Source organism: Candidatus Trichorickettsia mobilis (assembly GCF_963422225.1).
Classification (GTDB): Bacteria; Pseudomonadota; Alphaproteobacteria; order Rickettsiales; family Rickettsiaceae; genus Trichorickettsia; species Trichorickettsia mobilis_B.
On the sequence record NZ_OY728607.1, the window covers coordinates 206573 to 219543 of the forward strand.

10 protein-coding genes are annotated in these 12971 nt (G+C 34.4%); 4 read left to right on the forward strand and 6 right to left on the reverse strand.

Annotated elements, in window-relative coordinates:
• Window positions 1-52: 52 nt before the first annotated feature.
• On the reverse strand, window positions 53-1870 hold the full coding sequence (gene hscA / locus R2I74_RS00860; RefSeq protein ID WP_316353216.1) for a Fe-S protein assembly chaperone HscA: 1818 nt from the start codon (window positions 1868-1870) through the stop codon (window positions 53-55).
• Entirely contained in the window at window positions 1861-2358 is a 498-nt protein-coding gene (hscB, locus tag R2I74_RS00865) for a Fe-S protein assembly co-chaperone HscB (RefSeq protein WP_316353217.1), read from the reverse strand. Before hscB ends, hscA begins: the two co-directional genes overlap by 10 nt.
• Before the next feature lie 133 nt (window positions 2359-2491).
• Here hscB and R2I74_RS00870 point away from each other — a divergent pair, with 133 nt between their 5' ends.
• Window positions 2492-4207, forward strand: a complete 1716-nt coding sequence (locus R2I74_RS00870; RefSeq protein ID WP_316353218.1) for a hypothetical protein — start codon at window positions 2492-2494, stop codon at window positions 4205-4207.
• Between the two features lie 54 nt (window positions 4208-4261).
• On the opposite strand, the gene lpdA is transcribed toward R2I74_RS00870, so the two are convergent.
• From lpdA to R2I74_RS00890, 4 genes are all read right to left on the reverse strand, one after another.
• Entirely contained in the window at window positions 4262-5659 is a 1398-nt protein-coding gene (lpdA, locus tag R2I74_RS00875) for a dihydrolipoyl dehydrogenase (protein WP_316353219.1), read from the reverse strand.
• Between the two features lie 542 nt (window positions 5660-6201).
• Window positions 6202-7143 (reverse strand): L-threonylcarbamoyladenylate synthase, encoded by a 942-nt coding sequence (locus R2I74_RS00880; protein ID WP_316353220.1) that lies wholly within the window; start codon window positions 7141-7143, stop codon window positions 6202-6204.
• Window positions 7143-9119, reverse strand: coding sequence for a glycine--tRNA ligase subunit beta (gene glyS / locus R2I74_RS00885; RefSeq protein WP_316353221.1), 1977 nt, complete (start codon window positions 9117-9119; stop codon window positions 7143-7145). Before glyS ends, R2I74_RS00880 begins: the two co-directional genes overlap by 1 nt.
• Before the next feature lie 230 nt (window positions 9120-9349).
• Complete coding sequence (locus R2I74_RS00890; RefSeq protein WP_316353222.1) at window positions 9350-10225, reverse strand: glycine--tRNA ligase subunit alpha; 876 nt, start codon at window positions 10223-10225, stop codon at window positions 9350-9352.
• Between the two features lie 171 nt (window positions 10226-10396).
• On the opposite strand from R2I74_RS00890, the gene R2I74_RS00895 reads away from it, so the two are divergent.
• The 3 genes from R2I74_RS00895 (at window position 10397) to R2I74_RS00905 (ending at window position 12383) form a co-directional block, all read left to right on the forward strand.
• A complete protein-coding gene (locus R2I74_RS00895) occupies window positions 10397-11266 on the forward strand; it encodes a cation diffusion facilitator family transporter (protein WP_316353223.1) in 870 nt (289 codons plus the stop codon).
• A 174-nt stretch (window positions 11267-11440) separates the two neighbouring features.
• Complete coding sequence (locus tag R2I74_RS00900; protein ID WP_316353224.1) at window positions 11441-11854, forward strand: DUF2660 domain-containing protein; 414 nt, start codon at window positions 11441-11443, stop codon at window positions 11852-11854.
• Between the two features lie 4 nt (window positions 11855-11858).
• Entirely contained in the window at window positions 11859-12383 is a 525-nt protein-coding gene (locus R2I74_RS00905; RefSeq protein ID WP_316353226.1) for a cytochrome b, read from the forward strand.
• Window positions 12384-12971: the final 588 nt, after the last annotated feature.

Consider the following 12971-nt stretch of genomic DNA (forward strand, 5'->3'; position numbering starts at 1 on the left):
AAACAATTTTATTAAATTTTATCTAAAATTCTAACTATCCGTAATTCGTATATTAAACCTCATCAATATGCTTTCCTTTTATTAACCTATCTAGAGCATAATTCATCCGCTGTGTGATGAATAATTCTGAAATTTGTTGTAAAGAGTTAATGTTTGCAATAATTAATTCACGATTATTAGAGGTGAGGCTGGTATGCAGGGCAATTATTGCTTGTTGTATTTGATGCATTTGGTCGTAAGATAATAGTTCTGGGGTTTCGGTAATAGCTTTTTCCAAATGATAAATTAACGATTTTGCTTCAATAATCGTTTCGCTTATTAGTTTAGTATGATGATCACTAATTGCGTTAATATATGCACTCTCTAAAATTTTATTTATTTCAGAATCATCAAGGCCATAGGTGGGTTTTAATTCCACTATCTGTGAGATACCAGTAGTTTTTTCAAGAGCTGACACCGATAATACACCATCAACATCAATAGAAAATATTACTTCTACTTTAATCAGGCCAGCAACAGCTGGTGGCAGTCCCTTAAGTTCAAAATGAGCTAGTGATCTACAATCATCGGCTTTCTCACGCTCTCCTTGGACAATATGAAATTGCATTGCAGTCTGATTATCAACATAAGTAGTAAATTCTTTGGTAATTGATAATGGTATAGGGCTATTACGCAAGATTATTTTTTCAACAATACCACCATATAACTCGATTCCTAAAGATAAAGGTACGACATCAATTAATATAGAATTAGAATTTTTGCTAGCTGTAGTCAAATTTTCTGCTTGTAATGCAGCGCCAAATACTACAGCTTTATCCGGATCAATCTCAGAAAGAATAGGGGTATTAAAATTTTGTTGTAATAAATTTGTGATTAATGGAATTTTGGTTGATCCACCAACTAGAATAATATTGCTAAGCTCAGGAGCTCCAGCCAGTTGCAGTGCTTCTTGCGTGATTAGAATAGTTTTTTGTAATAGTGGTAAAATTAATTGCTCAAATTCCAGACGGGTTATGTATATTACTACATTACCATATTCCATTATCACTTGATCCTGAACGCTTAATAATTCCTTAATATGTCGAGCAATAATAATTAATTTTGAAGAATAGAGTAATTGGTACTTACTGATGAAATAATCGGCCATTAGTTGGTCTATATCGTCTCCACCAAGCATATTATCACCGGCAGTAGCTATAACCTGCAATATTCCAGTTTGCATATATAATATCGAGACATCAAAAGTACCGCCACCTAGATCATATATTAGATGACAACCAGACATTTCATTATTTAATCCATAAGCATAAGCGGCAGCAGTAGGCTCGCTCATTAGTCTGATTATATTTAAGCCGGCTATTTTTGCTGCTAGCATTACCTCGCCTTTGGCAGCGTCATCAAAATAAGCTGGTACTGTTACTACTGCTTGAGTAATTTTAATGGATAAAGCATCCTCAGCAGTTGTTTTTAAATATTTAAATATTTCTGCGGCAATCATTGGTAAAACCATCAGTTGGCCGTCAAGGTTTAATTTGGGGATGTGATTTTCAGTATCAAGCAAGGATTTTATTAATTTGGATAAAGCCGGATTTTGTTTGATTTCTTGAGTTGATTTTCCCAGTAATCTTTTGATGGAAAAAATAGTATTTTTTGTTTGAGTAGGGTCACCAATGATAAAATTATTGTTTTTAAAAGTAATAATTGATGGAATAAGCTCTAATTTATGTTGATCAGCAATAACAAAAGGTATTTTTTGTTGTGAAATTGCTATTAAAGAATGAGTGGTGCCAAAATCAATACCAACTGCTAATTGTTGATCATCTCTGGTTGTATTTGTATTTAGGTTATCGCTAATTTCTATTACTTGCATAATATATTAATTTTAAATTTTATATTATTAATTAGATTAACCAGATATTTTAGGCGTATTGTTAGATCAACCACAAGAGACCATTGTTTATCTGCAAAAGCTTTGGTTAAATTAACCAATATTTCTGCTTTTACAAGTTGTTGATGTTGGTACTCTAATTCCAGAATCTTATAATCTGAGATTTCTTCAACTTTTTCTAAGTTCTGCCATATATTTTGTAATTCTATTGCAGAAAGTCTAGTTCTGAAGTTAGCGGCATTAATATCAATACTATATAATGATAATAGGTATTCTGCTCTTAAAACTTCATCTTTAAGTATTTTATAGGCATTATTTAGATCAATCGAAACTGATATATTATCTTTTTTGTTATCAGTGGTAATGTTATCTGGATGATGAATTATTTGTAAAGATAAATATTGTTGATGTAGTTGATCAAGATCAACATCATACCCTTCTTTTATGTTCAATAGTTTAAAGTAGTTCATTTGTATCTCAGTATCTCTAAAAAACAAGATATTCAATTAATAATTGAGTATCTAAAATTTGATAAATGTATTAATATAAGCATATGAATCTCATAATGTATACACCAATTAATATAAACTTATAAGTAAAAATATGAGCAAAGATGATTCAGATAATAAAGTTAATGAACTAAGCAATGAGCAATATAAACGACGATCATCTTTCTCTGGTGAAAAAACTAGTTTTTCATCTTTTATAGAAGAAACAAAAGAACCGGAACCTTCAGTACCAAAATCACTTTGGCAACGATTTAAAGGTGGTTTATCCAACATTTATAATAAAGTAAAATCAGCAATTATCGATCCAATAATTAATTCAAAACCTTTTAAAGCAGTTACTGATAGCACGATTTTTAAAATAGTTACTGGTAGTGCAATTGGTAGAGCGGTTGCTATTGGCTTAGCCGTCGCTGGTGTAGTAGCAGCGGCTCCGGTAGCAGTTCCATTCGCTGCAGTAGGGCTTGCTGCTGCAGGAATATCGGTAGGAGTAGGAGTAGTTAAAGATACTTTACAAACCAGAAGCACTCGTAAATTAGATAAAGAACATCAGCTACTTACTCAAAATAATGATAATTTTGCTGCTCAGGAGACACGATTTATAATAGATCCCAAATTAAAAACTGTTTTGGCCAGTGAATTATATACTCCAACAAAAACTGGTAAAAAATCAGTAACTGAGAGATATGTTGAGGGTAAGGAAAGTTCATCAGGTTTTAAGAGTACTGTTAAAATTATCGGTGAAAGAGCTGGGCCGATAGCAGTAAATATTGTTGCAAACGCAACAAATCCAGCAAAGCTTGCTGAAACTGTAGTAAAAACCGCAATTACTGGTGGGCTAGGGGTATATGGACAGCAAGGAATAGATCAAAAACGTTTTGAATTGAAGCAAGGAATAGATACCGAACGTGGAAAACTCGGTGCGCCAGGATATAATAATATTACCGAGTTAAAGCAAGCAAAACACGAACAACAAAAGCAAACCATGGCGATTAAACAGCTTATGGCTGATAAGAATTATCTTAAAATGTCTGATCAGCAAAAATTAGATAAATTTAAGGAAATTAAAGGACAATTAGAACAAAAAGTAGAAAAAGTACAAAAGGTCAAGCCTGGCTTTTTCGCTCGTATATTCCGTGATGTTAAGAGAGCACATAATCCTTTTGACAAATATGCTCCAGGTAATGTCGCAAAAATAGAACTGACAAAAAAAACACCAATATCTCAAGCTTGGGATAAAGCTGAAAAAGTAAATACAGCAATAAATACTACGAGTTTAGTTAATGAAGCTCAGGTAACTAAAAAACAAGTGAATGAAGCTTATGAACTAAACCAGAAAGAGTTGACTGGTATCGAAACTATAGCAAAGAAAATTGGCGCTAATTTATTTGGTGATGGTAATAGAGAAAGCGATAGCAAGCTTATTGAGAGCAGTTTAAAAGATATTATTCAGCAGATTAAGATAGAAAATAAAGGAAAAGATATAACAGAGGTAATGACAGAAAAAAATGCAGAGCAGATCATCGGAACATTAGAACAAAAACTTACTAAATTATATCTTGACCAAGGAGTAAGCAATACCGCAGACGGTACCGGTGGAAAACAGCTTGAGCAAGCTAAAATTAGTAAAGATGCTTTTAAGGCTTCGGTAAATAAAATGGTTGGAGATACAGTACGGCCAATTCTAGTATTAGGACAAAGCTTAGATACTATAAAACCAATATCTAAAAATCAAAATCGTGAAATCAGTGAAACTGATTTGAGTAGAAAACGTTCTGCTTCTGTTGCTCCTCGCTCACAGAGGGGTATCTAAGAACCAATTCAATACCTAGGTTCTTGTGCGCGAACATTCTCTACGTGTGAAACATTAAAAATTAATTGCACGTTTTGCTACCGCAAGAGCGGCTTCTCTAACTGCTTCGCTAAGAGTTGGATGAGCGTGACAGGTTCTAGCAATATCTTCTGCTGCTCCGCCAAATTCCATAACTGCAGCAACCTCAGCAATTAATGTTCCAGCATCACGACCAATTATATGAGCACCTAATATCTGGTCAGTTTTACTATCAGCTAGAATTTTGACCAGGCCATCGGTTGCGCACATGGTGCGTGCTCTACTATTGGCAAGAAATGGAAATTTTCCGATATTATAACTAATGCCTGCAGCCTTCAGTTCAGCTTCATTTAGGCCAACAGAGGCAACTTCCGGTGAGGTATAAACTACGCTAGGGATTATTTTATAGTTTACGTGACCGGCGTGCCCTGCCATAATTTCTACTGCGGCAATAGCTTCTTCTTCAGCCTTATGGGCAAGCATTGACCCTTTTATAACATCACCCACCGCATAAATATTTTTAATAGCAGTCTGGAAATATGAATTTACCTCGATTCTACCGCGTTCATCTGCAGTAATGCCAACTGCTTCTAATTTTAGATCTTCAGTATAAGCCTTTCTACCTACAGCTACTAACACTACATCAGCGGTTAATTGTTCTTGCTTACTACCAGTTACTTCTTGCGTTGTCAAAATCACTTTATCAGCTTTTTGTTCTGCACTAACTACTTTAGTATTTAGCTTGAAACTAAAGCCCTGTTTTTGTAAAATTGTTGTAAATTGTTTGCCAATTTCGTCGTCTAGAGCCGGAACAATACGATCAGCATATTCAACTACAGTAATTTTACTACCAAGCCGACGCCATACTGAACCGAGTTCCAAACCTATATAACCACCGCCAATCACAATTAAAGTTTCTGGTACCTGTTGTAGATTTAGAGCTCCAGCTGAGGAGATAATTGATGTTTCATTAATATCGACACCTGGGATCTTGATTATATCAGAGCCAGTTGCAATTAAAATATTTTTGGCAGTAATTTGTTCTTTTCCTGATTCATTATTTATTTCAATGGTTGTAGGTGATATTAGCATCGCCGTGCCAACCAACTTAGTAATTTTATTTTTTGTAAATAATCCATCTATTCCTTTGCACAGATCACTAACTACCTGGTTTTTTTTACTTATCATTTTCGTTAGATCAAGGCTAGCGTTAGTATTAATACCAATATCCGCAAAATGATGCTTAGCTTCTTCGTATTTTTCAGAAAAATTTAGCAAAGCTTTGGAAGGGATACAACCTACATTCAAGCAAGTTCCACCTAAAGATCGTCGCTTATCAATGCAAGCTACTTTCATTCCAAGTTGTGCAGCACGTATAGCACCAGTATATCCCGCTGGGCCACCACCAATAATTACTAAATCAAATTGTTGCATAATATTGGAAACCTATATCTTTAATAAACATAATTACCGTAGCAATTTTTACAGAAAACTTGCATCAGGTCAAGCTATACTAGCAATATAGAAAATCTCCTAAGAAACTTTTTTATATTTGGTGATGGAAGTATCGTATACCAAAATTAATATCATTTCTTCTGCTACTATAGATTGCTGAGGTCACCTCAGTGACCTCAGCTCAAATGGATTCTCCCTAACTTGATGCATATGGTTTATTGGATACTCTATAATAATTTATTGTTTCTTTATATTACTTATTGACTGATGTAATAAATAACTCAATATATATAATATATTAACTTGAACAGAGGATATTGATATATTCAATTACTCTTTTAAAGCTTCATATCAACTACTAGACATTATTTTAAAGATCCTATACTACAGCAGTATTCGGAGCTCTTTTTCCTCTCGCGTCTACCTATCGCGTCTATATATTATATCATATTTTTATCTTACAATTGCTTCGATTTTTAACAAAATCTGTGATGACTTTTTCTAAAAATCGTGACCGCTTACTAGCAAAAAGCTGCTCGTTTCAGTCGATCGTTGATCGCAAACCCTATACCGTGATTTGGAATTGGAGCAACTGCAATCTGAGTAATGTTATTATTTAGTGAATAATTATCTAACACTCGCAAGAAACTATATAAATTAGCTGCCGCCTCCATCATATTACTAGTTTTACTCAAATTTATCGTATAGATGCTATCTAGGTTACTATTGCCGAAATTTAATCCTATTTCGTCGGTAGTTATACTATCAGCATTGAGCCGCAACCTGGTTTTTGGTGCATAATGCTTATCCAGCATTCCTGGTGCTTTGATTAGGTGAGTTGGTGGTAGTAGATTTGTTATTTTTTTACCTAAAGCTAACTCTATTGCTTCAGGAGTAATAAAACCATAGCGTAAGATTGTTGGAGTAGCAGAGGTGGTATCAATGATGGTAGATTCTAAGCCTAATATTGCCAAAGTATTATTATCATCGATGATAAAAACTTCAGTATCAGCAAAATCAGTAGCTACATGCCCAGCATTGGTAGCACTAATATAACCTGAAGGGTTGGCACTTGGAGCTGCAATGGGACAATTGGCTAAGGCTATTAACTGACGAGCAAGATCATGAGCGGGAACTCTAATGGCAACAGTCGGTAGCCCAGCTAACACTGAGTTAGCAATATGATGTCCTGGTTTTAGTGGAGCTATAATAGTTAGCGGTCCTGGCCAAAATTGACTTAAAGCGTAAGCATCTTCATTAAAATGAGCAATAGATTCTGCTTGGGTAATATTTGTAACATGTACGATTAAAGGGTTAATCTGCGGGCGATTTTTTATTTGAAAGATTTTTTGTACCGCTTGTTGATTGGTAGCATCTGCTCCAAGCCCGTATACAGTTTCTGTTGGGAATGCAACAACTCCACCTTGTTTGATGATATTTGCCGCTTTTATTAATTCGTGCATTATAAATAATCAAAATTAGCTATTTGCAGAAATATTTGCTTAATATTATATAAAAGCGATAAGCGATTTTGTCGTAGTTCAGAATTTTCATCATTTACCAGTACTTTGTCAAAAAAACTATCAAGATATGGAATTATTTTGATGAGTAATTCGAGGTTTGAAGCAAAAGTCGAAGTAAGCTCCCTGGTAATGTTATTTAGAGCCTCATTTAACTCGACTTCTGCTGTTGTTTGCAATAATTTTGGTTGGATAGCTGCGCCGATAAAATTATTAGCCAATATATTATTGATCCTTTTATATGCTGAGATCAAAGCTTGCCCTTCATTACTGCCAGTAAAAGTTTGTAAGATTTCGAGTTTTGCTGCAATAGCTAATAAATCTTGTTTACGAAGATCTAATACAGCATTAATTAAAGCAAGATCATATTGTTCTTTGAAATAAAATTTTACTCTTTCTTGTAAGAACTCGAGAAAGCTAGAAAAATTACTATCATTAATATTTAGAAGCTCAAATATCATTGATAAATCTTTTGAGCTTATTAAAAACTTATTAGTTAAGATGATTCTGATAATTGCTATTGCGTATCTTCGGAGAGCATAAGGATCTTTTGAACCAGTTGCTTTTTCTCCGACGGACATTAGAGTAATCAGACTGTCTAATTTATCAGCGAGAGCCAGTCGTGCTGCCATACCAGTAGGTGCATTATCTGACAGTCCTTGAGGTTTATAATGATCTCTGATTGCAATTGCTATTTCTTCGTGAAGGCCAGCGGATTTGGCATAATAATATCCCATGATGCCTTGCAACTCTGGAAATTCTTGCACCATTTCTGAAACCAGATCAGCTTTACATAGTCTGGCAGCTATTTGTAAATCTTCATTTTTTGGAAAAAGATAATTACAAATCTGTGCAATTCGTTCGCTTTTATCAAACATGCTGCCAAGTTTTGCATGAAATACAGTTTGCTTAAGTTGCTTAGCTTTATGCTCAGCAGTTGTTTTTAAATCCTGCTCATAAAAATACAAAGCATCAGATAATCTTGCAGACAATACTTTCTCATTACCAGCAATAATATTATCTTGATGTTGTGATAAATTATTACTGACAAATAGAAAATACGGCGCAAAGTTGCCGTGTTTGTCAAAGGCGGTGATGTATTTTTGATGAGTTCGCATTGAAGTAATTAGAACTTCAGGTGGTAATTTTAAAAATTTAGCAGCGATTGTACCAATCATTACCGTTGGATATTCAATCAGACCTATTATTTCCTCCAATAATTTAGGATCATGATTCAGAGTGAGCTCATAGCACTTAGTCAGCTGCTGTAATTGCTCATCGATCATTTTCTTGCGCTCAAATCTATCAATTATAACTTTATTTTGTGCTAATCTTTGCTGGTAATCATGAAAAGATTGCATGTTTTCTAATTTACCCTTCGATAGAAATTTATGTCCGTAAGTGTAGTTGTTGGCAGTCAGATGCGCTAGTTTTATAGGTAATAATTGCCGATCATGAATACATAAAATATTGGTTAATGGCCTAACCCATGCGAGCGAATAATTATTCCAATACATAGATTTTGGCCATGAATAACTACTGATGGCTTTAGGTAATAACTCAAGCAGCAACTGCTTTATTTCAGTTGCTGCTTGCTGTTTTTTATGAATATAAAATAAATTATGCGGGGTTAACTGTTCTTTGGTGATCAAGTGAGCTTTACAAAAGCTTGCGATTACTGATTCAGTGGCATCAAGACGTGGCCCTTTGATTTCCAGTATTTTTGCCGGTAAGGTTTCTGGTAAACCGGTTACATATAATGTAATACGACGTGATCCTGCAAAAACTTTTAAACTATCAAATGCTATTTCATTATCTGTAAAAGTTTTAGTAAAGATTTCCAGATAGCTCGTTGCAGCTGCTGTTTGCATTAATGCTGGAATTTCTTCGCTTAGTAGTTCTAGTAATAATTCACTCATAATGTATAGCTCATGATTATTGCGAATAGTATAATTATTGTGCTGAACACCATGGTAACATTCTGAACACACAATGTCATCCCGAACTTGTTTCGGGATCTTGTGAAGTCATGATAAGATCCCGAAACAAGTTCGTGATGACCCTTTGTGTTCGTGATGACATTGTGTTAGTTCGGAATAACAAAATATATGGTTTATTGAACGCTCTCAACAAATTTGATATAGTTTACTTAATACTCTTCTAGTTCAAGCCATTTAACACAACATTGTTTAGCGAGATCACGAATTTTTGCAATATAGGAAGCACGTTCAGTGACACTAATTGCTCCCCTGGCATCCAGAATATTAAAAAAATGACTAGCTTTAATGCAATAATCGTAAGCAACTATAGGTAATTCTTGTTTAATCAGGTTCTGAACCTGTTGTTCACTATCTTTAAACTGACAGCGTAAGAATTCTACATCGGCAATTTCTAAATTGAATATCGAGAACTGTTTTTCTGCCGCAAAGTCAATTTCACCATAAGTTAATTTATGCTTATCAGTTCTACCGTTCCAATTTATATTCTTTACCTCATCAATCCCTTGAATATAAAGAGCAAGTCGTTCTAAACCATAGGTAATTTCACCAGCTACCGGTCTGCAATCAATGCCGCCTATTTGCTGCATATAAGTAAATTGTGATACTTCCATGCCGTTACACCACACTTCCCAGCCACGCCCTGCGGCACCAAGCGTTGGTGATTCCCAATCATCTTCAACAAATCTGATATCATGTTTGGTTAAATTAATACCAATCTCCTGCAAGCTGTTTAAATATAGCTCTTGAATATTATCTGGTGATGGCTTTAAAATTACTTGGAATTGATAATAATGCTGCATGCGATTAGGGTGATTTCCGTATCTACTATCCGTTGGTCTTCTGGACGGTTGGACAAAGGCAACATTCCATGATTTCTGACTTAAGGTTCTAAGTACAGTCGCTGGGTGAAAAGTACCAGCTCCCATTTCAAGATCATAAGGTTGGAGAATAGCGCAACCATGGTGATGCCAATAATATTGCAGAGTTAAAATAATTTCTTGAAATGATAAAAATTTGTTGTTCATAAAATAATATTATTAATATATAGAGCTGAATGACGCTAATTATATAACAGTTCACTGATGAAAATGCAACAATTGCAAAAAACTCTTTCAAGGTTTAAGGATAGTTGCAAACATATGGCGTATTATTTGTGTTACTCTATATAAAATAGTTAAGATCATAAAGATATAAAAATGCCTCCAGCTAATTCGCATCATTTTCCAGCAAAAGTTTCACATAAAACCATGGGGTTAATTACCTTCTTGACGTTTAGTGTCGTAGTAGGCGAATTAATAGTTGGGTATCTGGCTAATAGTTTGGCAGTGATTTCAGATGCGGCTCATAATTTTGCTGATGCAATTGCCGTTGCAAGTTCGTGGTATTCAATGTGGATTGCTGGAAGTCCAGTGACAGATAAACGTACGTTTGGTTTTCATCGCACTGGGATTATTGCTACATTTGTTAATGCCCTTATTTTAATTGTAATGGCGTTGATCATTTGTTATGAAGCCTATCATCGTTATCTTAATCCAGTTGCAGTGGAAGGGATGGTAGTTATTATTGTGGCATTTTGTGCTGCAAGTGTAAATTTATTTAATGGCATGTTATTACATAAAGCTTCAAAAGATGATATTAACATTCGCAGTGCTTTCCTACATATAATAGGAGATGTAGCTACTGCTCTTGGTGTAGTGGTGGCTGGAATTTTTATAATATTAACTGATATATCGATTATTGATCCAATAGTATCTTTTATCGTTGGGCTGTTTATATTATGGAGCTCAATAGGGTTGCTAAAAGATTCTACTGCAGTATTAATGGAAGGAGCACCGTCTAGTGTTAATATAACAGAATTAGAGCAAGCTATTAATAGTACCTCAGGAGTAATTCGTTGTTATGATCTACATGTGTGGGTTATTACCTCAGGATTTATTGCTTGCAGTTTTCACCTGGTTACTGATAAACATACTTTAAAAGATAGTCAAATTGTGCTAAGAAGTTTAGAGCAGGAATTAGCGGCTAAATTTAATATTACTCACACCACAATTCAAATTGAAATATAGATAAAACTCGGTGAAAATTAAGAATTACTGCGTCATCACTAGAGATCTGCGATGCTCACGTATTAAATATACGCTGCGCTCCTCGACTCTGTGATTCCTAGTACTTCTTGATTTTGACCTTCGTTTGCCTAATGTACTTATAGATCTAATACACTTAAGACGGAGAAACATATAATGGATATTATTAATAATATTGGTATTACGAATATAGTTCTTGGCATAGCTGGACTTGTATTGATTATAGTATTTTTTGTAAAAAGATCGGGTGGCAGTAGAGGGCAAAAAGCGGTAGATAGCAATAAAGATGGTCAGTCTGCAGCATATTACCAAAAAAAGCAAAATAATGATCAAAAACTGACTCTACAAGAGAAATTGGAATTATCATGGAAGTTTTTATATGAAATTACTGAAGTAGTAGTAAATAAATTTTCACCGCAGGATAGACAAACAGTGCAAGAAATAGGTAAGGATCTAGTAAATGGCGGAATGAAATATGATCATGTTATTGATTTAGGTATTAAGCCAGAAGTTATTAGAGTGCAGAATTTGGAGCAGGAGAAAAAACAAGATCAAAGTATAGGAAGATAAATTTATGATTAAGAATACAAGAGATGAATATGGAATGGTATCGAAATTATTACATTGGACAATTGCTATAGTTATAATAGGGATGATAGTAGTTGGTTTTGTGATGTCTGGTATGGCTAATTCTGAATTAAAATTTCAAGTTTATGGCATACATAAAGCTACTGGAGCAGTGCTGATATTTTTTATCTTCTTAAGATTAATTTGGAAATTAATTAATGTTAGTGTAGTTGTTGAGATGCCTTCATTGCATCATTTTGCAGCAAAAGCAGGTCATATATTACTATATATATTAATGTTTGCAATGCCAATTAGTGGCATATTAATGTCATTAATGGGTGGTCATGATATAAGTATTTATGGGTTTTATACAATTGAAGCAATAACCAAGGATGAGTTAATTGGTAAAACTTCATGGATATTACATGGTTATTTTGCGTGGATTCTTGTCGGGGTAATTGCAGGACATGTCTTGGCTGCACTATATCATCATTTTATAAGAAAAGATAATGTGCTGAAAAATATGATGTGATTATATAGCTAACACTCATTTATATCTAAACGCGAGCGTTGTTCACGAGTTTTCAGCCTCGAATAAAAGCTATACGCACGCTAACTGCAAACTAAATCTGTTACAAAGGGATTACGAGAGCAGCTCTGAAAAGTCGTGAACACTCACAAATTATCAATTAGATAGTTTTATTATGGTTATAAAATATACTAATATAATCATAATAACTAGTATGCATAGTACAACTATATTCTTTTGTTTTTGCTTATTGTTTTCCGGCGAAGTCATTTGATTATACTTTTAGGAATAACATTGGTTTTAATATCATTAAATTATGCTTAAAAGAAGGTGAGCGTTCACGGATTTAAAAAATCGTCATTGCGAGGAGAGAAACGACGAAGCAATACAGTTAAAACCAATGTTTTCTGGATTGCTTCGTCGTTTCTCTCCTCGCAATGACTGTGGTTGTAGCTTTGTAAGCCGCTGACTTGTATTCAATCTTGCAACTCGTGAACGCTCACAAAAGAAGTCTATATGTGAGTGTTCACGAGTTGTAAGTTTGAACGTTATATATGTGGTGGCGCGGCTTACAAAACTACAACCATTGAT